Origin of the sequence: Roseibium aggregatum (assembly GCF_017309185.1) — a bacterium.
Classification (GTDB): Bacteria; Pseudomonadota; Alphaproteobacteria; order Rhizobiales; family Stappiaceae; genus Roseibium; species Roseibium aggregatum_B.
In genome coordinates this window covers 154,462-177,876 of record NZ_JAEKJZ010000007.1, presented here as the reverse complement: position 1 = coordinate 177,876, position 23,415 = coordinate 154,462, and the positions used below count along the sequence as shown (strand labels likewise).

The window sequence follows — 23,415 nt, the reverse complement described above, 5'->3', positions numbered from 1 at the left end:
ATGGTGTTCCTAGAGTAGGGCGATTGCGCTGATCTGACGGCCGTAGTCCGGCTCTTTGCGATGGGTGGTGCGGCGGTAGGAAAAGAACCGGTCTTCATCCTTGTACGTGCAATGGCCGGTGCCGCCGACATGTCTCAGCCCAAGATCCCGCAACCTGTCCGTAATGAAGGCCGGGAGGTCGAACATGAAATGTCCGGGCTGCCCGGATGGTTCGAAATAGCGGGTGTTTTCCGGATTGTCCGCGACAAAGCGATCGTGAAACTCCGGTCCGACTTCATAGGCGTCTTGCGAGATGGTCGGGCCGAGGACCGCTCTGATCCCGGATTTCGCCGCGCCGAGCGACTCCATGGCCGCGACGGTGTTCTGAAGGACGCCGCCAAAGGCGCCCTTCCAGCCGGAATGGGCGGCTCCGATCACCCGGGCTTGAGGATCGGCGAAGAGCACAGGGCCGCAATCGGCTGTCGCGACGCCGATCGCCAGACCTTGCGTTTTCGTGACAAGCGCATCCGCCTTGCGGTCGGCGCCATCTTCGAAGGGGCCCGTCACGACGATCACATCTGGCGAATGGATCTGGTAGGGAGACACCAGGTTGGCCGCGTCCACTCCGAGCGCCGAGGCGACCCTGTTGCGGTTCTCCAGAACATGGCCACGTTCGTCGCTGGATCCTAGGCCGATATTGAGGCTGCCGTAAATTCCGTTCGAGACGCCGCCTTCGCGGGTGAAGTAGCCATGGCGTATGCCGTCAAGCTTGAGCAAGTCCGACTCGATTTTCATTCTGGTCCTGCCTGGCCCCCGAAGACGGTTCAGGGCGCGATTCGAATATTGCGCAACGATCCTTGTGCGTTTCAGCGGATGCTGTCAAACGGCGGCAGGCTCATTTCCGGACCTGTGACGGCCAGAACCTTGAATAACCCGCCCATCTGATCGGGCGCGGCCAACCGTTCGACGGCGTCACGGATCGCTTCCTGCTCCTCGTGGGATTTTCCCGCCCCGAGCGCCCCGGCGCGTTCCAGAAGCCCCGAGCGCAGCAGGAATTCGCCCTGGGTGAGGGGAGGGTGCGCAGTGGCGCCTTCCGCGGAGGCTGCCGATGCGAGCGCTTCGAAATTGACGTGCGCCGTCAGGTCCGCTTCCCCCGGATGGGCCAGAACGTCGTCATGGGCGTGCCGGTAGAGCGCCTGGAGCGTGTCGCCGGGAGCCGTCTTCAGATAGCCGTAGTCGATGAAGAGCGCCATGCCGCCGTATTTCGCCAGCCGGGCGCCGATTTCTCCGGCAATCGCATTCGCGGCGGGTTGTGTCTCCAGGATTGTGCCAACAGGGCTCGAGACGCAGTCCGGCGGGATGGCGGCATCGGCCAGCCGGGCGGTGCCCGCGCCGAACGCCAGGTCGCCCGTTTCGTTCAGCCCGACCTGCCGCTCGCGCCAACCGTCTTCGGTCCTGACGAACTGGTGAATCGGCAGGGCATCGAAGAATTCATTGGCAACGAGGAGCAACGGGCCGTCCGGAACATCGCGGAAGGTATCTTGATGCGCGGCGACGAGCGGGGCCTCCTTCAGCGTTTGCCTCTGGAATTCGCGCAGCCTCGGGCTGGTCTCCACCAGATTGAGCGACGCCGTCTCCAGGAAGGCGGGCCTGAGGGCGGCGACGCGCAGGAGGTCCGCCATCAGGGTTCCCCGCCCCGGTCCGAGTTCGACAAGTTCTACCCGTTCCGGGCGGCCCATCGCCTCAAAGGCGGTCAGGCAGGCGGCGCCGATCAGTTCGCCGAACATCTGACTGACTTCGGGAGCCGTGATGAAATCGCCCTTCGCGCCGAAAGGCTCACGCGTCGTGTAATAACCGGCCTCCGGGTCGCCGAGGCAGGCCGCCATGTACTGGGCGACCGATAGCGGTCCTTCCGCCGAAATCCGGGCCTTGAGCTTTTCCTTCAGTCCGGTCAACGGGAGGAGGGTCCGGGTTTGCGGCTTGCCCAGATCATCGTGGCGAGACCGGCCAGGATCATGGGCAGGGAGAGGAGGATGCCCATTGTCAGGAAACCGCTCAAATAACCGATATGGGCGTCCGGCACCCGGTAGAGCTCGGCAATCGAGCGCGCGACGCCGTAACCGAAGGCAAAGGCGCCCGCAAGGAACCCCGGTTTTTGAAGGAGCGCGAAGCGGTGGCTCAAAACGCGCAACACCAGAAACAGCACGATGCCTTCCAGCGCGGCTTCATAGAGCTGGCTCGGATGCCGGGGCTCGGGACCGCCGGTCGGGAAGACAACGGCCCAGGGGACATCGGTGGGGCGGCCCCAGAGCTCTCCGTTTATGAAATTGGCGATGCGGCCGAAAAACAGGCCGATGGGCGCGGCGCATCCGGCGAGGTCGAACAATGTCCAGAGCGACAGGCCACGCTTCCAGGCGAACAGGATCATGGCGATGACCGTGCCGGCGAAACCGCCGTGAAAGGACATGCCTCCGGTCCAGACCGCGAAGGCCTCGAGTGGATTGGCGAAATAATAGGCCGGATTGTAGAACAGCACATAGCCAAGGCGTCCGCCGAGGATGATGCCGATCGTGCCCCAGAGGACGAAATCGTCGAGTTCCAGAGGCTCCGGCCGACGGACACCGGCCCACAGCCGGTCGTTCACGACGAGCGCGCGCATGTAGCGCCAGGCCAGAACGATGCCGACGATATAGGCGAGCGCGTACCAGCGCAGGACGATCGGTCCGTAGATATGGATGCCCGGTTCAATGGCGGGAAAAGGCAGGGCGAGTAACGGTGGCACGGCGGACCCTTTTCAAACGGCCTGGGAACGGTTGACAAAACCCGGGCAACGCATGCGCCATCTTGTTCCGTGCGTCAAGCTGCGGCCCTGCCTTGCCTTCAGGGGCTGCGGCGGATTTGGTTCTTGAAGTCGAGACCAAACCCTCATACCTGTTGAGATATCTTCTGTTCCCGATCAAGGAGGGTCGGATGACCCAAGGCCCGAACCGTTTTCTCGACGATTTCGCCAAACTCATGACCGATGCCGCCGGCGTTGCGCAAGGCGCGCGCCGGGAAGTGGAAACCGCCTTCAAGGCTCAGGCGGAACGCTTCTTGTCCGATATGGACGTTGTGTCCCGGGAGGAGCACGAGGTTGTGAAGGAAATGGCGATACGGGCGCTCGACAAGGTCGAGGAGCTCGAATCGCGGCTGGCAAAGCTTGAAAAAGGCGAGGCCGGCAGCGACGGGGAGGCCTGAAGCGCCTGAATGACGCTGGTGCAGCCGTTTTTTGTTGAAAGTTGATGACGGAAATACGACGGCTGCACTTGGCGGATTTGCAATGTTTTTGAGCAATATGTCTAAATTTATTGCCGACTCGTCCACAAGTTTCAGCTTTTCCAGCCGAAATAGTCTGTATCCCTTAATTCCTTCCTGCACCTATACTCAATGATAACAGGGATTCGTCGGAGCAAGACGGAACCGGTTCGTCAAGGGCCACTCAGGGACGCGTTTTGCTCCTCCGGCATGGGACATTTCCCGGCGGCCCGCCCGGTTATCCTGATCGGGTAAAAGGCCCCGGCTCGAAAGGGGAGAAGGCACATGAGCCTCATCGAGATCGAATTCGAGCGACCTGGCAATCCCGTCGATACCATAGAGACTGTCGCCGCCTTGAACGACTGGGTCTTCGAGCGGTCGGACGAGGACGAGATAACCATCTCGATCGAGGGAAGCTGGTGCGACTACCATGTGTCCTTTTCCTGGATGGAAGCAGTCGAGGCCCTGCATCTGGCCTGCGCCTTCGATCTGAAGGTCACCGAGCCCCGCAAAACCGAAATCGTCCGTCTCCTGGCCCTGGTCAACGAGCAGCTCTGGATGGGGCATTTCGATCTCTGGCACAAAGAGAATGTCGTGATGTTCCGGCAGTCTCTGTTGCTGGCGGGCGGCGCGGAAGCTTCCTCGGCGCAAATCGAGGCGATGCTGACGAATGCACTTGAAAACTGCGAACGTTTCTATCAAGCCTTCCAGTTCGTCGTCTGGGCCGGTCACTCGGCCTCCGAGGCGATGAACACAGCCTTGTTCGAAACCGCAGGAGAAGCATGAGTTTTTCCAAAGAACGGCCCTTCCTTCTTGTCGGAGCCGGCAAGATGGGCGGGGCGATGTTGTCGGGCTGGATGGCCGAAGGGGTTGACCCTTCAGCCGTCACGGTCTGCGATCCGCGTCTGTCCGAAGAGATGGACGCCCTGTTGAAACAGCACGGCATCCGCCATGTCGCCTCCGTTCCGGAGGACTTGTCGGCGGCAATCGTGCTGGTCGCCGTCAAGCCGCAGCTGATGGATCAGGTGCTGCCCGGCCTGAAACCGGCCGTGGCTGCCGATACGCTGGTCCTGTCGGTCGCGGCGGGCACGCCTGTCGCGAAGTTCCAGTCGGTTTTCGGCGATGTACCGGTCTGCCGATGCATGCCGAACACGCCCGCCATGGTGAAGCGCGGCATCACCGCCGTCTATCCGACAGGCGTTGTGAGCGAAGCGCAGAAAGAGGACGTGGCCCGGCTGCTTTCCGCGGTTGGCAAGGTCGTGTGGCTCGACAGCGAGGACCAGATCGATCTGGTCACCGGCGTCAGCGGATCGGGACCGGCCTACGTGTTTTATCTCGCCGAGGCATTGAGCCAGGCAGGGAAGGCGGCCGGTCTGCCGGATGAGCTTGCCGAAGAGCTCGCGGTCGCCACCGTGTGCGGGGCCGGTGAACTGATGCATCAGTCGGGGGACCATCCTTCGATCCTGCGCCAAAACGTGACCAGCCCGAATGGCACCACGGCCGCGGCGCTGGAGGTGCTGATGGGCTCGGAAGGGATACAACCGGTCATGACGGCAGCCGTCGCCGCCGCGGTCAAGCGGGCGAAGGAACTGGCGGATTAATCGGTCAAGCCGGGACTGCGGCGGCAGGTCACCCTTTTCGCCGCGGGCCCGGTTTCCTATGTTCTGGACAGAATGAATCGTGGAGACCGGCAGATGGTGAGCGCCAAGACCAAGCAAAAGATCCTGCAGACGTTTCTGGACCTTCTTTGCGCGCATCCCTATGAGGATGTGTCGCTGCCGATGATCGCGGAAGCCGCGAAGGTCAAATTGTCCGACATGCGCGCGGCCTACGGCTCGCGGCGGGATCTGGTTGCCGCCTTTGCCGAGACGGTCGACACGGAAGTACTCGATGCGCGCGACGAGGACATGGCGGACCAGCCTCCGCGCGACCGTCTGTTCGATGTGCTGATGACCCGCATCGACGCCCTGGGCAAAAACCGGGATGCGGTGCGAGCCCTCTATGCGGCGGCGCGGCGCGATCCGGCGCTGGCCCTGGAGTTCAACCAGATCGAGGTCAAGTCGCAACGCTGGATGCTGATCGCCGCGGGCATCGAGGCTTCCGGCTTCAAGGCGGGCATGATTTCGCAAGGGCTGGCTGTCGCCTTCGCCCGTGTCGTGGATGTCTGGCTTGGCGAAGAGGACGAGGGCATGCCGCGCACCATGGCCGCTCTCGACAAGGAACTCGACCGGGGATCGTCCTTCATGCAGCGCCTGAATGGTCTGGAACGGGCCGCGAAGGGATTTCGTTCGTTTCTTAACAGAGCGTCCGAAAGGCGCCGGGGCCGAAGGGCTCGGGACAGGGATGACGTGGACGAGGCCAATGTGACGGGCGATGCGCCCGCCAGAGCATAGCTGTTTTTCGACACGGATTTTTCCCCGTGCTACCCCGGGTCTCGCTCCGCTTGCCCGGCGTGAAACCTGATACAGTTTCTGCGTAACGAAGCCTCATTGACCAGCCCTTGCGCCAGACCGCCAGACCGTTCATGGTCGCTCGCGGAATGAAAGGACGTTTTCGTGAGCGATCAGATCAGTTTTGACGATTTTCTGAAAGTGGATGTACGCGTCGGCCGCGTTGTCGAGGCCGAGGATTTTCCCGAGGCGCGCAAGCCCGCCTACAAGATGCGGATCGATTTCGGTCCGGACATCGGCATCAAAAAGACTTCCGCGCAGATTACCAAACACTATACGCCCGAAACGCTGGTCGGCCGGCTGGTGATGGCGGTGGTAAATTTTCCGCCCCGCCAGATCGGTCCGGTCATGTCGGAAGTGCTGACGCTCGGCGTGCCGGACGAGGATGGGGAAGTGGTTCTCTTGACCCCGGACAAGGACGTGCCGATCGGCGGCAGACTTTTCTGAGAAGATCAGGCCGGCACCCGAAGCTTGGCCCTCAAGCCGCCGAGCGGACTGTCTTCCAGATAGAGTTCGCCACCGTGGGAGCGGGCGATGTCGCGGGCGATGGCGAGGCCGAGGCCGCTTCCGGTCTCGTCCATGTTGCGGGCCAGATCGAGGCGGTGAAATGCCCTGAAGGCCATTTCGCGCTGGTCTTCCGCGATGCCCGGACCGTCGTCGTCGACGGTCACGATCAGCCAGTCCTTGTCGATTCTGCCGTCGACCTCCACCCGGTTGCCGTATTTGCAGCCATTGACGATCAGGTTCGAGAGGCAGCGCTTGATGGACAGGCGCTTGACCTGCGCTTCCGAGGGACCTTCGAAACGGGTCGTGACCGCCTGACCGGAAATCTCCGCTTCTTCCTCCAGTTCCTCCAGAAGGAGCGCCACATCCGTTGTCTGGATGTCCTCGTCGCCGTCGCCCCTGGAAAAGGCCAGATAGTCCTCAAGCATGTGGCTCATCTCGTCCACATCCTTGCGCATGGCGTCGCTTTCCGGAGTTTCTCCCAGAAAGGCCAGCTGCAGCCGGAGCCGGGTCAGGATGGTCCTCAGGTCGTGGCTGACGCCTGCGAGCATGGTGGTACGCTGTTCGATCTGCCGTTCGATGCGCCGGCGCATGTCGATGAAAGCAAGGCTGGCCCGGCGGACTTCCCGGGCGCCGCTGGGGCGGAAGTCGTCTGCCGGACGCCCCTTGCCGAAGGCTTCGGCCGCGTTGGCGAGGCGCACGATCGGCCGGATCTGGTTGCGCAGGAACAACAGTGCGATGAAAACCAGGACCAGGGATGTCGAAAACATCCAGACCAGGAAAATATGCGAGTTGGACGCGTAGGTCTGGCTGCGCCGCGTGAATACCCTCAGGATGGAATCCTCAAGCTGAATGCGGATTTCGACGAAGCGCGAGCGGCCGACCGTGTCGATCCAGAAGGGTTTGCCGATCCGCTGGCTGATCGCCAGGCTGAGTTCCTTGTCGATGACGTCGAAGAACGGCTTCGGGGCGGGGGGCGGCAGGGGCTCAAGCGGCATGACCGTCAGGGACATGCCGAGCGCCCTGGAGGCCATGCCCTCGATCTTGCCGTAGTCCGGGTCCTGCGGGTAGTTCTCCAGGACATAGACGACGGAGGCGATTTCCCGCACCACGGCTTCCGACATCCGCCGGGTCACGAGCTGGTAGTGGCGCTCCATGAACACGAAGACGAGAACGGATTGCAGGATCACGACCGGACCGACGATGATCAGGAACGTGCGGGTGAACAGGCCTTTCGGCATGATCCTGTACATCAGCCGGGAGGCCGACCGGTAGCCGCGCAAGACCGGCTGCAGGGGAACCGCCAGAGGTTTGAGCGGCCGCGAAACAAGCTTCAGCCGGTCCGCCAGCGCAATACGAAAGTGCCGGGCAAACGCTGTTGCGAACCGCGTCATGCGCTCAAGGCTCAGTCGCATGCGAGACGGTAACCGATGCCCCGGACCGTCTGCAGATAGACCGGGTTGCCGGGATCGGTCTCGATCTTCCGTCTGAGACGGTTGATCTGGACGTCCACGGTGCGTTCGCCGAGGCCGCTTTCGTCGCCGACGATTTTGTGGCGCGGAACGGTCGCTCCGGGTTGCTCGGCGAAAATCGACATGATCTGTTTTTCCCGGTCGGTCAGGCGCACCGGGGCATCGCCGTTTTTCAGTTCTCCACGCACGGCGTTGAAGGAAAACGGCCCGAACCGGATTTCCTCTGTCGCGACGACGGGCTGCTGGTTGCCGCGGCGGAGAATGGCGGCCATCCGCAAGAGCAGTTCCCGGGGTTCGAAAGGTTTGGGAAGATAGTCGTCGACCCCGGCTTCCAGGCCGGCAATGCGGTCGGTCGCTTCCGATCTGGCGGTCAGCATCAGGATCGGCACTTCGGAGGTTTCTCTCAACGACCCGGCCAGTTCAAGACCGGTCTCGCCGGGCATCATCACGTCCAGCACGATCAGATCGAATTCCAGTCCCGACAGGCAGGTGCGCGCTTCGGCGGAATTGGCGGCGGTCGAGACGCGATAGCCGTTTTCCTTGAGCAGTCTGGAGAGCAGATCCCGGATCCGCTTGTCGTCGTCGACCAGAAGAATGTGGCTGGCGTTGTCGTCTGGCACCTGAAGGCTCATCGTCGATGCATCGTCTTTCTTGAAGGGCGTCCGCTCAGTCCTTCAGGCTGAAAGGACTTCGGACCAGTTTCAGGATATCCGACCGGGAGTCCGGATCGATCATCTGCAGGAGAAACCTGCGGACGATCTCGTCGCTGCCATCTGGCAGGCCAATTAGGGCGCGTTCAAGGCGTGTCTGCTGCAAGCGCGTCAGATCCTCGGCAAGGGCATGTCCGCGTTCGGTGGTGTAGAGGAGTCGCTGGCGGCGGTCGTGATGTCCCTCGCGCTGTTCGATGATCCCGGCATCCACGAGCTGCTTGAGAACCCGTCCGAGACTTTGCTTGGTGATCCGCAATATTCCGAGGAGGTCCGTCACCATGATGCCGGGGTTGCGGTCGACGAAATGAAGCACCCTGTGGTGGGCCCGGCCGAACTCGAACCGGGCAAGAGCATCGTCCGGGTCTCCGGTGAAGTCCCGGTAGGCGAAGAACAGAAGTTCTATGAGATCGTAGAAAAGCGGACTTTCGTCACCGGCCTCCGGCGGTTTCCCCTCTGCCGGTTCGTGCCTGGCTGTGTTCGTGGAAATTGCGGATTTGAAATTTATGTCAGTCATATTGACTTAATTCTGGTCGATTGTTACTTGTTGGCAGCCATGAACGAAATGATCGATCATTAAGGTGCTTTTTAAGGCATCAGATGATAAACGAATCCGATCAGCGTCGCCGTGGCCCTCAGGATACCGATAGTTGGCGTGCTGTGCAAAAAGATACAGCAGAGCAGAGGCGCAGTTAAATCGCGCCGGTGGCCACTGTAAACGAAAACAAAAACGCTCAAGGAGCGAGCGGGAGAAAAACGATGGCTGGAACGCCTTTCGATCAGCTCAGCGGGGATATCTGGTACGACGGCGCGTTCGTTCCCTGGGCGGACGCGAAACTGCATGTGCTGAGCCACGGGCTGCACTACGGCAGCAGTGTCTTTGAAGGCGAACGGGCTTATGGCGGGCGGATCTTCAAGTCGGAAGCGCATACCGACCGTCTCCTGGACTCTGCCCGCATGCTGGGTTTCGAAATTCCCTGGACTGCGGAGCAGATCAACGCAGCCAAGGAAGAAACGCTCGCCAGGATGAACCTGACCGACGCCTATATCCGCCCCGTCGCCTGGCGCGGCAGTGAGATGATGGGCATCTCCGCCCAGAAGAACACCATCCACCTGGCGATCGCGGCCTGGGAATGGCCAAGCTATTTCAAGCCGGAGGAACGGCTCAAAGGCATTCGCCTCGATATGGCCGACTATCGGCGCCCGGACCCCAGGACGGCGCCCTACAAGGCGAAGGCCGCGGGGCTTTACATGATCTGCACCATCTCCAAGCATGCTGCGGAAGCCAAGGGCTATGCCGACGCGATGATGCTGGACTGGCGCGGACAGATCGCGGAAGCGACCGGTGCGAACGTCTTTTTCGTCAAGGACGGCAAGATTCACACGCCGACGCCTGACTGTTTCCTGAACGGCATTACCCGCCAGACCGTGATCGGTCTCGCAAGGGACCGGGGCATCGAGGTGATCGAGCGGGCGATCATGCCGGAAGAACTCTCCAGCTTCGAACAGTGCTTCGTGACGGGAACGGCTGCGGAAGTCACCCCGGTTTCGGAAATCGCCGGCAATACGTTCGAGGTCGGCGAGATCATCAAGACCCTGATGGAAGACTATGACGCGGCGGTGCAGCCGGATGTGCCGGTCCTCAAGGCAGCCGCCGGCTGAGCTCCAAAGCACCTGATTGGATGTCGACCGGAAAGGCGGGCCGAGGCCCGCCTTTTTCGTTGTCCGGTCTTTGCTACGTCGCTGGTGATGTCAGGCGGCGGTCGCCAGTTTTCTACCGAGTTCCTTCGCACTCCGCACTGCGGCCTTTCCGTAGAGCGGCCAGCTCTGGGTCAGGCCTTCGAGGATCAGCGTGAGGTCTGTTTCCTTGCCAGTGAGGCCGGCGGCGCGCGCGGTGCGTTCGGCCACTTCGGCCTTATGGTCCTTCAAGAGCTGCAAAAGCTTTTCGTCGCGCGGTGCGGCGGCCACCGCCGCGTGAAACAGGCAACCGTGGGCGGCTTCCGATTCCATCCATCGGGCGATCGCGTCGATCACCGCCGGCAGGGCAAGTGACGGGTCGCTCGGGAGATCTTCAAAAACAAGTCTCAGATAGCGGCGATGGCGGTGTTCCAGGGCGGCCCGTACCATGTCTTCCCTTGAGGGAGCGTATTTGTAGAGCGTACGCATGCTGACCCCGGCGGCGTCGCGCAGGTCGCCCACACTCGGTTCCGCGAAGCCATGTTCGGCAAAGGCTTTCTCCAGTCCCGTGGCGATTTTTTCCGTGATGTCCGTCATGCTTGACATGGTAGAATGGCTATTCTACCAATGCAAGTAGAATGAACACTCTACTTCATGAGGGCGAAATGATATATCGTGGGACCATGAAAGGTATGGTGCTGACGGGACATGGCGGACTGGACCGGCTCGTCTGGCGGGAAGACCTGCCGGTTCCGCTGCCATCCGAAAACGAGGTCCTGATCCGGGTCGGAGCGTCGGCGGTGAACAACACCGACGTCAACACTCGAACGGGCTGGTACTCGAAATCCGTGCGTGGGGACACCGCCGAAGGCGCAGCCGCCGGCTACACCGCGGATATAGATGCGGACGGCAGCTGGACGGGTGCGCCGCTCGGCTTTCCTCTCGTTCAAGGTGCGGATTGCTGCGGTGAGATCGTTGCCGTCGGGGAGGGTGTTTCAACGGGCAGGGTCGGCGAGAGGGTGTTGGTGCGGGCTTTGCAATCGGTCGCCGAAGGCGACGCCGATTCGCGCGTTTCGACATTCGGGTCGGAACGCAACGGCGCGTTCGCCGAGTACACCTCGGTTCTTTCGCATGATGCCGTCGCCGTGGACTCAGATCTGAGCGATGTCGAACTCGCGACCTTTCCCTGTGCTTTCTCCACGGCGGAAGGCATGATCCAGCGCGGCGCGGTCGGCGCGGACCGGGTGCTTGTCACCGGGGCCTCGGGAGGCGTCGGCTCGGCGGCCGTCCAGCTCGCAAAACGGCGCGGTGCGCATGTAACGGCCGTAACGAGCCCGGGGAAGGCGTCCGCCCTGCGGGCTCTGGGCGCGGACGAAACGCTCGATCGGGATGCCGAGCTGCCCGCACGATCCTTCGATGTGGTTCTCGATCTCGTGGGGGGCGCCCGCTGGAACGATTGGATCGATGCCCTGCGCAATGGCGGGCGCTATGTCACGTCAGGGGCGATAGCCGGTCCCATCGTCGAACTCGATTTGCGCACGCTCTATCTGCGTGACCTGTCGCTGTTTGGAAGCACGTTCCAGCCCGATACCGTCTTCACGGATCTTGTCGGTTACATCGAAGCCGGGGAAATCCGGCCGGTGGTCGCCGAAGTCTATCCGTTGCGGGATCTGAGGCAGGCGCAGGAAAGCTTCTTGGCCAAGTCCTTCATCGGCAAGATCGGCATTCAGGTGGCTTGATCAACGCTCGTCTTCGTGCCGGTCCAGCGCGTGGAACATGCGACCCCGCTCCGCGTAGAGAATGCTCCCCATCGCGCACAGGCCATAGATGGTATAGGCAAGGCCCAGGGGCTGGACGGTGCCGTCGAAGAGCTGGCCCATGACGTAGCCCAGAAGGGCACCGCCGAGCGTGGAGATAAAGCCGATCACCGAGGACGCGGTTCCCGCAATCGCGCCGAGCGGCTCCAGCGCCATGGCGTTGAAGTTCGCGCCGAGGAAACCGAAAGACGTCATGATCAGGGTTGCGATCACGAAGAAGAGCAGGAAGGGAACCTCTCCGATCGAAGCAAGCAGGTAGAGCGAGGCGCCGCCGGCGGTAAAAACCAGAGCGGCGGCATGCGACAGGCGGCGCATGCCGATTGCCTCGACGAGTTGCGAGTTCATGAAAGACGCCGCCGCCATGGTGATAGCGGTTATGCCGAAGACGATCGGAAACATCTGTCCCAGGCCGTAGATGTCGACAAAGATCTGTTGTGACATGGCCAGAAAGGAAAACAGGCCTCCGAAAATGAAGGCGGTTCCGACCGAATACCCAATGCATGCGCGGGTCTTCAGAGCGGTGAGATAATCCTCGAGGATGCTCGAAAGCACCATTGGCCGCCGTTTTTCGACGACCAGGGTTTCCGGCAGCCGCGATGACGTCCAGAAAAGCATGGCGACACCGGAAACAAGCAACATGGCGAAAATCCAGTGCCAGCCGGCGACGAGCAGGATTGCCTGGCCGATTGTCGGCGCGACGACCGGAACAGCCATGAAAACCATCATGACCAGGGACATGATCTTGCCGAGATGACGACCGGTGTAGCAATCCCGCACGACGGAAAGTGCTGCCACCCGAGCCCCGGCACATCCAACTCCTTGGAGGACACGGGCCAGAAGCAACTGATCGAGGTCGGAGGCGAAGATGGCGCCGACGCTGGCCAGGCTGTAGAGGGCAAGCCCGCCCACCATGACCTTCTGCCGGCCGTAGGCATTGGTGATCGGCCCGAAGAAAAGCTGAGCGCCGCCGAAGCCGATCAGATAGGACAACAGGATGAGTTGCCGGTGATTGTCTTCGACGATATTGAGCGCGTCGCCGATGGCCGGAAGGGCCGGCAACATGACGTCAATCGCCATGGCGTTCAGGGCCATGATCATTGCGATGATGGTCACGAATTCGGCAATCGGTACCCCGGGGTTCTGCAAGACCTCCTCGTTGCCCGAAGAGCGGGATGCGTGTCCGTCTGAGCCGGCCGCGGAAGCGCTGGAAAGGTCGTCGGTATGTTTCACGTTGTCAGAACCATCAAAAAGGCGCCATGCCTGAAGGGAGCCAGACCCTTGGACCTGGAGGGCGGGATATTGCTAATTTCAATAATACGTCTTGAGGTTGCGCAAGTCTTAAGAGCGATTTTCTTTTTCGGTCCAGCGCGCGGCATCTTCCGTGTCGCCGGTCTTGGCGTCAACCCAGCGTCCCCCGCTGCCTGACACGAAGTGTTCCTTCTTCCAGAAGGGAGCCCGGGTCTTCAGGTAGTCCATCAGAAAATCGGCGGCCTCGAATGCGGCGCGACGATGGGCGGACGCGGCGATCACCAGCACGATATTTTCGCCCGGTACAATCTTTCCGTGGCGGTGGATAACGGTCAGGCCGGTCAGGGGCCAGCGTTCCAGGGCCTGTTGCGAGATGCGGACAAGTTCGGCCTCCGCCATGCCGGGATAATGCTCCAGTTCCAATGCGCTCAAGGTGCCGGCCTCGTCGCGGCAAAGCCCGGTGAAACTGACGAGTGCGCCGACATCCTTGCGGCCTTCGGTGAGCCGCAAGGTTTCTTCGCGGACATCGAAATCCTCCGGCTGAACCCTGACGAGCGGTCGTACGGTCACGTTTCAGCCGCCTGTCATCGGGGGGAAGAAGGCCGCTTCCCGCGCATCGCCGAGAGCCGCGTCCTGCTCCACATGCATCTGGTCCAGGGCAACGCGGATGGCTTCGTCTTCCTCGAAGGCCGCCGCATGGTTTTCGTCGAGCGACTTGAGATGGGCGATCAGGTCGGCGACGGTCTTGACGTTGCCCGGAACATCAATTGTTTCCTCCTCGACACCGACGCGTTCCCGCACCCAGGCGAAATATCGAATATTCATGAGACCTCTCGAAAATGATCCTTCGCCTCGACGCCAGGGGCGCGGCCTTGAGTTTATTCGGTGATGAGATGGCCGATGCCGGCCCGGAAGTAGTCGTATCCCGTATATAGGGTAAGGATGGCCGCAAGCCAAAGAGCGGTCAGCCCGGTCAGCGTCGTATAGGGAAAGATCGTGTCGCCCGCGGGGCCGGCCAGAAGAAAGGCGATGGCGACCAGTTGAACCGTCGTCTTCCACTTTGCCAGTTTGGTCACCGGAACGCTGACCTGCAGCTCGGCCAGGAACTCGCGAAGGCCGGACACGAGAATTTCGCGGCACAGAATGATGATTGCAGCGACAAGCGACCAGTTTCCGATCGTTCCGTCGGCGGCCAGCATCAGGAGGCTGACGGAAACGAGCAGTTTATCGGCGATCGGGTCCAGCATGCGCCCGAGGGCGGATTGTTGTTGCCAGGCCCGGGCGAGATAACCGTCGAAGAAATCCGTAATGGCCGCCACAATGAAAAGACCCAGGGCGATCCAGCGCGCCGTGACGCCCTCGAAATAAAAACAGGCGGCAACCGCAGGTACAGCCAGAATGCGTCCGTAGGTCAGCAGGTTAGGCAGGCTCAAGACTATTTTACGTTTCATGTCGGCTTTCAGAATTCGGCGGGCGCCGCAAGCGGTGTTTTCGGGAGGTCTCTCTTCTCGTGCGCCAGTCCTCAAAGCGCGTGTCTCGCAGACCAGTGTACGGACCCATAAATTCTAGCTTTCAGGCATCAATCCGGCACAGGAGAGCTCGGGAAAAGCCCTCCATAGCCGGTTTTTCCGCGATTTTTCGTCTTGGATACAGCCATTTTCCGGTCGACCTGAAAACGAGATTTTATGGGTCCATACTCTGGGGGGGCGTCCGGGACGGGACCCCGGTCAATCGAATATCGTATCGCCCTGCTGGTCAATCATCATTTTGGCCTTTCGGATCATCTCGTTCGCTGCGCCTTCTTCGTCGGGTAACGTGTCCGCCCTGATGAAGCGGTGTACCTTGGCCGTGTCGCCGATTGTCTTTTCGATCCGTCCCGACACCTGCCATTGACTGCCCGCGGGCTGCGGTTCGGCGAAGATTTCGTATCCGTCATAGGAAACCGCCGTGACCTTGGACGTGCTTTTTTTCGGTCCTTCGCCTGAAGACCCGAACATGGATTTGAACAAATTGCCAAGCATCGTGGGTGTTCTCCTCAACTGTCTGACTTCTTTTAAGGGTGGTGGGAAGGGGCTTCAAGATGCACGTGCACGGGGCGGGCCGGCAAGGACAAAGATCCGGCGAACCCAGGATTTGAGTTTCGTGGTTGCGGGCCTGTCCGGTGTGGCTCGAGCCCTACGGTTTCTGGCGATCTTCTTAGGGCGTTCCTGCGGCAGGGCCTGCTGCCCTGCAAGCCGGGTTTCAGTCGCGAGGTGTCTTCTTGCATGCTGGTTAAAAAGATAATGTGAATAATTACAATTAATATATATATGAAATTGCGAATATATAGTATAAGGTGCTCATAAACAAAGGGATTGTAGCAACCGCTCCGAACAGGAATCTGGCAGGTGCGGTTTGAGTTCGATGAGGCAGACCCTGTCGCCGCCAACAGAATGAGCCACTATGCGTTTGACCGAACGCACGGATGCCGCGTTTCGAATTCTCATGTATCTCGCGGTGCATGCCGAAGACCGGTGTTCCATCGACCTGATTGTCGAGAATTGCCACGCGCACCGGTCGCAGGTTGTCGCTGCCGTTCAAACCCTGCGAAAAGCCGGCTATATCGAAACCAGCGCGGGGCGCACGGGCGGGATCTGGCTCAACATGCCGCCTGAAGACATTTCGGTCTCCGATGTCGTCAGGCTGATGGAGACCGACTTTCAACTGGCCGTGTGTTTTTCCGCCTCGAGTGACTGCCGGTGCGCGCTCACGCAGGTCTGTGGACTAAAGCCTGGCCTGAAAGCCGCCCTGGATGCCTTTTTTGGGGTTCTGGGAACCCTGACCCTCAAGGATCTTGTGGCCAATTCCGGTGGTTTCAAGAACGCAATTGAAGGGAATTGACCCCGCCGGGACACCGGAATGCGCGACCAGGCGAGCTTCTACTCGTCGCGGCCGGCAGGTTCGATCCGAGGGGCGGTGGGGTCGATTTCCACGATCAGGGGAACATGGTCGGAGCCGATGTCGGGGCCGAGGGACACTCCGGCGACGGCGAGATCCGGTGAAACGACGAACTGGTCGACCGGCGCCCCGAGAATTGTCAACAGCCGGTAGTCGAAAAAGAACCGTGTGTTATGGGGCCACCCGTCCGGGTAGGCCGTTTGCACGTTGTTGGCGGTCAGGGTGCGTTGAAACCGTTCCGACCAGGGAGAACTGTTCCAGTCGCCGATCGCGATCACGTTGCCGCCGTGGTCCGATTTGGCCTGCGCGATCGTCTTGTCCAGTTCGTCGAGGTAAGCGCGTTTGCTCGTCCAGCGGTCCTGACTTCTGGGGCTGTCCGGATGAACCGCGATCAGGTGAAGGGGGGCCTTGCCCGTGTCGAGGGTCAGGCTCAGGACTTCCCGGTCCACGTCGTGGTAAACACTGATGCCAGGCTGCGGGATGCCCTTAACGATGCGCGATTCTTCGCTCAGGATCGGGTAACGGGAATAGACGACGAGGCCGCCAAGTTCTCCGACCTTGAGATACTGGGGAAAGCCTGCGACGCCCGCATTGCCGTAGGGAAGTTCGTAACGCTCCCAGCGTTGCTTCTGAAACCACCAGGCGGCCTCCTGCAAGACCACGATATCCGGGTTTTCCTTTTGCAGAAACGCCTTGAGAACCGGGTCAGCCAGGAACAGGCGTTCGATGTTGATGGACACGATCTTGATCGGGCGCCCGCCGTTGTCCGATTGCGAAAGTGCAACGGTGTTGGCCAGTGTGCGGCTTCCGGTGAGACCCGCCAGGACGACAAGGAACAGGAAACCCAGCGTGCAAAGAGCCTTGTAAAGCCGATGCCACCGGTGCTGTACGATCAGTCCGAGCACTCCGGCGAGAGAGCCGATGAGGCCTGTGGCCAGGAACTGCTTCAGAAAGAAGCTCATGTTGTCCGCGATCCAATAATCGGAGGCGACAAAGGCCGAAAGGCCCAACGCGCCGGCCGTAACGGCGCCGAGACAGCTAAGCCAGCAGACCAGGGAAAAGCAGGACACGAGGAGCGGCCTGTTGGAGCGGGAAGTGGAAAAAGGCATCGGGGGATCGATTCAGAAGCGGTGGGTGCAAAACACCCCGGGATCATAGCATGCCGAAGCCTCGTGCGATAAGTCCCGCCATGCCGGAACTTGTCGCGCCGCGATAGTCGGCATGACGGTCAATGTATATCCGATGTCAGCTTACCGTCTCGTTTTCAAGCATTCCAAGGCTCCTCAACAGCGGTTGGATGTGCTCTTCGTATCTTTTCCAGCGTCCCCTGGAGGATTTGTAAATCGGCTGACGCACCTGGCTCTGGCTTGCCGTGAAGACCTGGCTGTCGCTGTTGTAGAATTCCAGGCAGGCCGGGTCCCAGTTCAGGCCGATATGGTCGATCAGCTTTCTGGTTTCGGTTTCCTGGTCTTCGACAAGGTTTTCGTAGCTCAGATCGTAAATCTCCACGGGCAGCGTCGAACGCCAGAGATCCATCATTTCCCGGTAGAGAAGGTAATATTCCCCGAGTGTTTCCTGGTCGATGCTGTAGGAGTGGGAGCGATTGAAGGAACTTGTGTAGATCGAACAGCAATTGTCCGCGGGATCGCGGTTCAGGTGGATGAATTTCGCGTTGGGAAACAGCAATGCCGGCATCCAGAGCATCTCGAAATTATGCGGCATCTTGTCGACGATCCGAATGGCTTTCTTGTTGCTGGATTCGATCGTCTTCAAATACCCTTTGCCGACACGCTTGAAGTCTTTTTCCTGCATGGACGACAATTTTGTCAGCAGGTTCTTCGAGAAATATCTGCTGCCGAAATAGTCTTTCTGAAGCCTCGTAAAGTAGGTGCATTCACCGACACCGTGGGCCAGCTTGTGGTTCGCGATGATCTGCTCGGTCAGGGTGGTCCCGGAACGGGGCATGCCGAACACGAAGACAGGCTTCTCGGATGTCAGGGCCGCCGTCTTCCGGCTTTCGAAAAATTCCTTCGTGAAGATCTGTCTGTAGACGTCTATCTGGCGCCTGCGTCGGTCATTGTCATACTTGTCGTAGAGCAGATCGCGATGCTTTTCGTAGTAGTAGAAGGCCTTTCCGATATTCTTTTCCTTCTCGAAAACGCTGGCGACCCGGAACGACAATATTCCGATATCCTGCCTGCCGACCTTTTCCGGTTCCGTTTCAACGATTTCGGCCGCTTTCGTGACGACAGGCGACTCCGAGCCTGGTGAATCCATCGTCAGCTTCCGGGTGATGACGTCGGCGGAGTCGGGATCGAGCCGATAGGCCTCTTCGATCAGGTCCCGGGCTTTTTCGAAGTTGCCCAGCTGAGCTTCGAGAGACGACAGTTCGAGGAGCGCATCCGTCGACCCGGCGTCAAGCCGGAGGGCGTTTTCGATGTGTGTTTTCGCCATGACGACGCGCAACAGCTTGCTGTAGCACCGCGCAACGACGACTTGCGCATAGGCGGATTTCCTGTCGAGCGCAGCCCCTTTGCGGGCTGCCTCCAGCGCTTCTTCCGCCTCGTCGGATTCAAGAAGCACCTCGGCGAGCTTGGTAAAGACGACGCCCTTGGTCTTGGCGATTTTCGCGGCCGCCTGCAAATGATGCAGGGCTTCATCGACACGGTCGTCGTGATGCAGGATCGATCCCAGCCCGAAATGGACGCGGGCGTCATCCGGGGCAATCTCGTTCAATCGGAGAAAGGCCTCTTTTGCGGCCGCGTATTTTTCCTCGGCCAGCAGTTGAAGGGCGTCGTCGAAAGAAGGGATCATTCTGATATCTGTCCGGTTTCCGGCGGGCGATCCTGCTCTGCTTGCTTTCGCCTCGTCATCGATTTGCGGGCTGTATAGCACACCCTGATTGCGGTTGGTAACCGGCGTGCCTATTCATGAAAGTGATCGTAGACGAGCCTGGCTATGGCTTCCGAAATGCCCGGAACGGCCGACAGGTCGTCAATGCCGGCCTTCGATACGGCTTTCGCCGTTCCGAAATGGCGCAAAAGGGCTTTCTTGCGGGTCGGGCCGATGCCGGCGATTTCGTCCAGTGGGTTCCTGACGATGTCCTTTTTCCGCCGGGCGCGATGGCTGCCGATGGCGAAGCGGTGGGCCTCGTCGCGCAGACGCTGAACGAAATACAAGACAGGATCGCGTTCCGGCAACATGAAAGACTGTCTGCCGGGTATGAAAAACTTCTCGCGGCCCGCGTCCCGGTCAGGCCCCTTGGCGATCCCGACCAAGGGGACGTCGGTGACGCCCAGGTCCTGAAGGGTTTCCCGGGCGGCCGTGAGCTGGCCCTGACCGCCGTCGATCAGGACGAGATCCGGCCAGGCAGGCATGTCCATCTGGGCCTGGGCGTCTTCCTGCTCGTCCTCGGACGTCCCGACGGCGGCATCGTCTTCGGGCACCGGTTTGTCCTCGCGGGCATGTTCCTTGAGAAGCCTGGAGAACCGCCGGGTCAGAACCTCTCGCATCATGCCGTAGTCGTCTCCGGGCACGAGATCCTCTGACTTGATGTTGAATTTGCGGTATTGCCCCTTGGTAAAGCCCTGAATACCGGCGACGATCATGCCGCCGACCGCGTTGGTCCCCATGATGTGGGAGTTGTCGTAGACCTCGATGCGGCGCGGTGGCGACGGCAGGTCGAAAGCCTCCGCGACACCTTTCAGCAGCCGGGCCTGGCTGGAGGTTTCCGCAAGGCGCCGGCCGAGCGCCTCGCGGGCGTTGGTGGTGGCGTGGTCGACCAGGTCTTTCTTCTCTCCCCTTTGAGGCGTTGCGACCACAACCTTGCGCCCGGTGCGTTCGCTCAAGGCTTCCGACAACAGCTCCTGTTCGGCAAGCTCATGGGAAAGCAGGATCTGTTTCGGCGCGGGCTTGTCGTCGTAAAACTGGGCAAGAAAACTCTCCAGAACCTCGGCTTCCTCCAGGGTTCTGTCAGCCTTTGGAAAATAGGCGCGGTTACCCCAGTTCTGACCGGTGCGGAAGAAAAACACCTGAACACAGGTCTGGCCGCCTTCCTGGTGGATGGCGAAGACGTCGGCCTCCTCGACCGATTGCGGATTGATGCCCTGGTGTGCCTGAACGTGGGAAAGCGCCGAAAGCCGGTCGCGGTAGATGGCGGCACGTTCGAATTCGAGATCGGCGGAGGCAGCTTCCATCTGTTCGGCAAGCTGCTTCTTGATCAGCTGGCTCCGGCCGGACAGAAACGCCTTGGCTTCCGAAACGAGACCCTTGTAGTCCTCCGGGCCGATCTCGCCGGTGCAGGGGCCGGCGCAGCGCTTGATCTGGTACTGGAGACAGGGGCGGGTGCGGTTTTCATAGTAGCTGTCGGAGCAGGTGCGGATCAAAAAGGCCTTTTGCAGGGCGTTGATCGTCCTGTCGACCGCGCCGGCGGAAGCGAACGGACCGAAATAGTCGCCCTTGCGCTTGCGGGCGCCGCGATGCTTCACGATCGCAGGAGAAACGTGGTCGCCGGTCACCAGAATATACGGAAACGATTTGTCGTCGCGCAGGAGAACGTTGAAGCGCGGGCGGAGCCTCTTGATCAGGTTGGCTTCCAGGAGCAGCGCTTCGGGCTCGGTCTTCGTGACCACGAATTCCATCGCCGCCGTCGCCAGGATCATGCGCATGATGCGATTCGACTGCCCCTGCAGCCTGGTGTAGCTGGTGACGCGCTTTTTCAGGCTGCGGGCCTTGCCGACATAAAGCACCTCGCCCTTGTGGTCGAGCATCCGGTAGACCCCAGGACCGTTTGGCAACCGCTTGACCTCGTCGGCGATTACCTCAACGCCCTTTCTGACGGGGAGGCTGTCGTCGGCCGGCGCTTCGGCCGTGGAATGAGAATCGGAGGTGTCCTGCATGACAGAGATTTAAGCGCCTGAGCGCTTCCGGGAAAGCTAGATTTTATGGGGCCGCACCTTAGACCGATTGCCCCAGCAAATAGACGGTCGCGATATAGAGGACATAGGCGGCGGTCATCGTCAGTCCGGTGATCTTGTTCAGGCACACCCTGAAGCCGGCCAGCACAGTCAGGAGCAAGGCGCAGGCAAGCATCACCCAGATGTCCAGGGACAGAACTTCCGGCGGAACGTCAATCGGCACGACCACTGCCGTAATGCCGATGATGGCAAGAAGATTGAAGATGTTCGAGCCGATAACGTTGCCGATGGCGACCGCGCCGTGCTGGCGGATGGCCGCCATGACCGTCGTGGCAAGTTCCGGCAGGGAGGTTCCAAGGGCAATGACCGTAAGGCCGATGACCGCCTCGCTGACCCCCCAGGCAGAGGCAATCGAACTTGCTCCGTTGATCGTGAAATGCGCGCCTAACGGCAGGCCGGCCAGGCCCATGATGACGTAGACAACCGCGATCCAGACCGAGTCCGGAACATCTTCCACGTCTTCCAGGGCATCGTCGTCCTCCAGGGCGCCATCAGCGACGGCCGCTCCGGCCGCGTTTGCCTCGATCGTCTTCATCTGCTTGCGGTGACGCTGCGCGGCGATTGTCGACGCTGCGAGAAATCCGCCGAGAAGGGTCAGAAGAACGACACCGGCCCAAAGACCGATCTGAGGAAGGTAACAGAGCCCTACGAATACCAGTGTCACGGCGACCATGAAAAAGGCGTTCCGCGTGGCGCCGGCCTCGCCGCAAGGGGTTGCCGCAATCAGCGCCGGAAGGCCAAGGACGAGAAGAACGTTGGCGATGTTCGAGCCTATGACGTTGCCGATCGCGATACCGCCGGAGCCGTTCAGCGCGGCTTTCAGCGAAATCACCAGTTCGGGAGCGGAGGTGCCGAAAGCGACGATGGTCAGACCGATGACGAGATTCGGAATACCCAGCCTTTGAGCGATACCGACAGACCCTCTGACCAAAACATCGCCGGCGATAATCAAAACGACGAGCCCGCCAGCGAGGCTGATATAGTCAAAAAGCATTTACGAGTTCCGGTTCGGGTCTGTATCAAGCCAGCGCGTTCGGGGGAGGGGCGCTCAGGACATGTGCGCGCGTTATACGCAATAGATTGGTATCGCGAAAGCCGGGAACAAGGTTCTTTGGACGGAGGCTGCATCTCTTACCGGTTTTATTTCGGGAGAGGACGGTGACGATGGTCTGCAAAGGTCTCGAGCGGGGAAGCCGGCTTGATCGGTCGCCATCCTCCCGGTGCCTGACCTTCTCGAGCGACGTCCCACGTTCTTGCAGGGGGAGGTTGGCAGAGCGAATTGCCATTGTTGCCGGACATGGCTTATATCGACCGCAAGACGGGCGTTTCGAAGCGGCCGCGCCTGAAAATGTGCTTTTCGCAGCGGTGCTTATTACGCATTTTTAACGAGAGTAAACAGGTCGGCGCCCGGGCGAATGCGATATGCGTTGCATTTTGCAACACTTTAAGCAGCGCTTTACGGTGTCAGAATATTGCCCTGATTTGTCATCAAAATTCCCAATTCTCTGTCCCGATCCGCCACAAACGGCGCCCATATCTGCCTTCTGGGGAGAGTGAGGACGCGGCGAAACCCGTCCTTCTCTAAATCAACCGTTATTCTTAACGGTTCAGTTTGGGTTATGTGGATCTGGAGTACCTAAAATGAAACGTCTCGCACTTGCAGGCTTGGCTTTGACGGCCGCGTCGACCGGTGTTGCGCCGGTTTGGGCCGCGGATCTTCCGCAGACCCCGGCTCCCGCCTATGACGCGGCTCCGACTCAGATTCAGACGTTCGATTGGACCGGGTATTATCTCGGTGGCAATCTCGGCTGGGCCTTCGGAAGCTTCGACAACCGCACCGGCGGCGCCAACCTCGACACCGATTCAAACGGCGTCGAAGGCGGTCTGTTTACCGGCTACAACTTCCAGGTCACGCCGAATGTCGTGATCGGCGCGGAAGGGGATTTCACCCTGACCGATCTGGAAAAGACCAAAACCAACGGCGGTGTCACGCTCACCTCCAAATCTGACTGGAATTCCAACCTTCGTGCCAGACTTGGCTACAGTTTCGACCGGTACCTGATTTACGGCGCCGGCGGTCTGGCGCTTGCCGACCTGGAAGTTGAAGGCAATGGCGACAGCGACAGCAAGACCGCTCTTGGCTGGACACTGGGTGTCGGCGGCGAAGCCGCGGTCACGAACAATGTCACGGCAAGGTTCGAATATGTCTATCAGGATTTCGGCGAGGAAGATTTCAACCTGAATGGAACCGGCGTGAGCTCGGACTTCAGCGACAGTCAGGTTCGCTTCGGCGTCGGTTACAAGTTCTAACCGTCGATCGGCCTAAAAGAAAACCGCGAACCGGCCCGTTTGGG

Annotated in this window: 25 protein-coding genes; 9 read left to right on the top strand and 16 right to left on the bottom strand. The window is 60.4% G+C overall.

The genetic code is table 11. The annotated features are described in order from the left end of the window. Positions 1 to 9: 9 nt before the first annotated feature. The 3 genes from pgeF to lgt form a co-directional block, all read right to left on the bottom strand. Entirely contained in the window at positions 10 to 774 is a 765-nt protein-coding gene (gene pgeF / locus JF539_RS24925; RefSeq protein WP_207143569.1) for a peptidoglycan editing factor PgeF, read from the bottom strand. 71 nt (positions 775 to 845) lie between these two features. Further along, positions 846 to 1,934, bottom strand: a complete 1,089-nt coding sequence (locus JF539_RS24920) for a class I SAM-dependent methyltransferase (RefSeq protein ID WP_209017583.1) — start codon at positions 1,932 to 1,934, stop codon at positions 846 to 848. Next, the gene (lgt, locus tag JF539_RS24915) at positions 1,931 to 2,761 is read right to left on the bottom strand and encodes a prolipoprotein diacylglyceryl transferase (RefSeq protein ID WP_328809315.1); all 831 of its coding nucleotides are present in this window, start codon (positions 2,759 to 2,761) and stop codon (positions 1,931 to 1,933) included. The genes JF539_RS24920 and lgt overlap by 4 nt, the downstream gene beginning before the upstream one ends. Before the next feature lie 188 nt (positions 2,762 to 2,949). Here lgt and JF539_RS24910 point away from each other — a divergent pair, with 188 nt between their 5' ends. The 5 genes from JF539_RS24910 to JF539_RS24890 all read left to right on the top strand — a co-directional run bounded on the left by JF539_RS24910 (position 2,950) and on the right by JF539_RS24890 (position 6,170). Then, positions 2,950 to 3,216: an accessory factor UbiK family protein gene (locus tag JF539_RS24910; protein WP_207143566.1), complete on the top strand. Its 267-nt coding sequence runs from the start codon at positions 2,950 to 2,952 to the stop codon at positions 3,214 to 3,216. A gap of 342 nt (positions 3,217 to 3,558) precedes the next feature. Further along, entirely contained in the window at positions 3,559 to 4,059 is a 501-nt protein-coding gene (locus JF539_RS24905) for a YbjN domain-containing protein (RefSeq protein WP_207143563.1), read from the top strand. Further along, complete coding sequence (gene proC, locus JF539_RS24900) at positions 4,056 to 4,874, top strand: pyrroline-5-carboxylate reductase (protein WP_207143560.1); 819 nt, start codon at positions 4,056 to 4,058, stop codon at positions 4,872 to 4,874. The genes JF539_RS24905 and proC overlap by 4 nt, the downstream gene beginning before the upstream one ends. Positions 4,875 to 4,967: 93 nt before the next feature. Beyond that, a complete protein-coding gene (locus JF539_RS24895) occupies positions 4,968 to 5,666 on the top strand; it encodes a TetR/AcrR family transcriptional regulator (RefSeq protein ID WP_207143557.1) in 699 nt (232 codons plus the stop codon). Between the two features lie 162 nt (positions 5,667 to 5,828). After that, positions 5,829 to 6,170, top strand: a complete 342-nt coding sequence (locus tag JF539_RS24890; protein WP_207143555.1) for a tRNA-binding protein — start codon at positions 5,829 to 5,831, stop codon at positions 6,168 to 6,170. 5 nt (positions 6,171 to 6,175) lie between these two features. On the opposite strand, the gene JF539_RS24885 is transcribed toward JF539_RS24890, so the two are convergent. The 3 genes from JF539_RS24885 to JF539_RS24875 are packed head-to-tail and all read right to left on the bottom strand — an operon-like array spanning position 6,176 to position 8,923. Next, positions 6,176 to 7,621, bottom strand: a complete 1,446-nt coding sequence (locus JF539_RS24885) for an ATP-binding protein (RefSeq protein ID WP_207143553.1) — start codon at positions 7,619 to 7,621, stop codon at positions 6,176 to 6,178. An 11-nt stretch (positions 7,622 to 7,632) separates the two neighbouring features. Continuing rightward, entirely contained in the window at positions 7,633 to 8,331 is a 699-nt protein-coding gene (locus JF539_RS24880) for a response regulator (RefSeq protein WP_207143551.1), read from the bottom strand. A gap of 34 nt (positions 8,332 to 8,365) precedes the next feature. Continuing rightward, positions 8,366 to 8,923: a MarR family winged helix-turn-helix transcriptional regulator gene (locus JF539_RS24875; RefSeq protein ID WP_207143549.1), complete on the bottom strand. Its 558-nt coding sequence runs from the start codon at positions 8,921 to 8,923 to the stop codon at positions 8,366 to 8,368. Between the two features lie 242 nt (positions 8,924 to 9,165). On the opposite strand from JF539_RS24875, the gene JF539_RS24870 reads away from it, so the two are divergent. Beyond that, the gene (locus JF539_RS24870; protein ID WP_207143546.1) at positions 9,166 to 10,068 is read left to right on the top strand and encodes a branched-chain amino acid aminotransferase; all 903 of its coding nucleotides are present in this window, start codon (positions 9,166 to 9,168) and stop codon (positions 10,066 to 10,068) included. Positions 10,069 to 10,158: 90 nt separating this feature from the next. Here JF539_RS24870 and JF539_RS24865 read toward each other — a convergent pair whose 3' ends face one another. Continuing rightward, a complete protein-coding gene (locus tag JF539_RS24865; protein WP_236042655.1) occupies positions 10,159 to 10,689 on the bottom strand; it encodes a TetR/AcrR family transcriptional regulator in 531 nt (176 codons plus the stop codon). Positions 10,690 to 10,748: 59 nt separating this feature from the next. Here JF539_RS24865 and JF539_RS24860 point away from each other — a divergent pair, with 59 nt between their 5' ends. Next, positions 10,749 to 11,822, top strand: coding sequence for an alcohol dehydrogenase family protein (locus JF539_RS24860; RefSeq protein ID WP_209017582.1), 1,074 nt, complete (start codon positions 10,749 to 10,751; stop codon positions 11,820 to 11,822). Here the strand turns inward: JF539_RS24860 and JF539_RS24855 are convergent, their stop codons facing one another. The 5 genes from JF539_RS24855 to JF539_RS24835 all read right to left on the bottom strand — a co-directional run bounded on the left by JF539_RS24855 (position 11,823) and on the right by JF539_RS24835 (position 15,169). Further along, complete coding sequence (locus tag JF539_RS24855; protein ID WP_207143544.1) at positions 11,823 to 13,130, bottom strand: multidrug effflux MFS transporter; 1,308 nt, start codon at positions 13,128 to 13,130, stop codon at positions 11,823 to 11,825. A gap of 108 nt (positions 13,131 to 13,238) precedes the next feature. Beyond that, the gene (locus tag JF539_RS24850) at positions 13,239 to 13,718 is read right to left on the bottom strand and encodes a molybdenum cofactor biosynthesis protein MoaE (RefSeq protein ID WP_207143542.1); all 480 of its coding nucleotides are present in this window, start codon (positions 13,716 to 13,718) and stop codon (positions 13,239 to 13,241) included. Positions 13,719 to 13,721: 3 nt separating this feature from the next. Further along, on the bottom strand, positions 13,722 to 13,973 hold the full coding sequence (gene moaD, locus JF539_RS24845; RefSeq protein ID WP_207143540.1) for a molybdopterin converting factor subunit 1: 252 nt from the start codon (positions 13,971 to 13,973) through the stop codon (positions 13,722 to 13,724). Between the two features lie 53 nt (positions 13,974 to 14,026). Then, positions 14,027 to 14,599 (bottom strand): CDP-diacylglycerol--glycerol-3-phosphate 3-phosphatidyltransferase, encoded by a 573-nt coding sequence (pgsA, locus tag JF539_RS24840; RefSeq protein ID WP_207143538.1) that lies wholly within the window; start codon positions 14,597 to 14,599, stop codon positions 14,027 to 14,029. Between the two features lie 276 nt (positions 14,600 to 14,875). Beyond that, positions 14,876 to 15,169 carry an HlyU family transcriptional regulator gene (locus JF539_RS24835; RefSeq protein WP_207143536.1) on the bottom strand — a complete coding sequence of 98 codons (294 nt, stop codon included), beginning with the start codon at positions 15,167 to 15,169 and terminating at the stop codon, positions 14,876 to 14,878. Between the two features lie 421 nt (positions 15,170 to 15,590). Here JF539_RS24835 and JF539_RS24830 point away from each other — a divergent pair, with 421 nt between their 5' ends. Further along, on the top strand, positions 15,591 to 16,028 hold the full coding sequence (locus tag JF539_RS24830) for an RrF2 family transcriptional regulator (RefSeq protein ID WP_207143534.1): 438 nt from the start codon (positions 15,591 to 15,593) through the stop codon (positions 16,026 to 16,028). 38 nt (positions 16,029 to 16,066) lie between these two features. Here JF539_RS24830 and JF539_RS24825 read toward each other — a convergent pair whose 3' ends face one another. The 4 genes from JF539_RS24825 to JF539_RS24810 all read right to left on the bottom strand — a co-directional run bounded on the left by JF539_RS24825 (position 16,067) and on the right by JF539_RS24810 (position 22,055). After that, positions 16,067 to 17,194, bottom strand: coding sequence for an endonuclease/exonuclease/phosphatase family protein (locus JF539_RS24825; protein ID WP_207143532.1), 1,128 nt, complete (start codon positions 17,192 to 17,194; stop codon positions 16,067 to 16,069). A 136-nt stretch (positions 17,195 to 17,330) separates the two neighbouring features. Next, positions 17,331 to 18,899 (bottom strand): tetratricopeptide repeat-containing sulfotransferase family protein, encoded by a 1,569-nt coding sequence (locus JF539_RS24820; RefSeq protein WP_207143530.1) that lies wholly within the window; start codon positions 18,897 to 18,899, stop codon positions 17,331 to 17,333. A gap of 110 nt (positions 18,900 to 19,009) precedes the next feature. Continuing rightward, positions 19,010 to 20,983, bottom strand: a complete 1,974-nt coding sequence (uvrC, locus tag JF539_RS24815; RefSeq protein ID WP_207143528.1) for an excinuclease ABC subunit UvrC — start codon at positions 20,981 to 20,983, stop codon at positions 19,010 to 19,012. A gap of 58 nt (positions 20,984 to 21,041) precedes the next feature. After that, a complete protein-coding gene (locus tag JF539_RS24810) occupies positions 21,042 to 22,055 on the bottom strand; it encodes a calcium/sodium antiporter (protein WP_207143526.1) in 1,014 nt (337 codons plus the stop codon). A gap of 647 nt (positions 22,056 to 22,702) precedes the next feature. Between JF539_RS24810 and JF539_RS24805 the strand changes: the two genes are divergently transcribed. Next, entirely contained in the window at positions 22,703 to 23,371 is a 669-nt protein-coding gene (locus JF539_RS24805; protein ID WP_207143524.1) for an outer membrane protein, read from the top strand. The last annotated feature ends 44 nt before the right edge of the window (positions 23,372 to 23,415 follow it).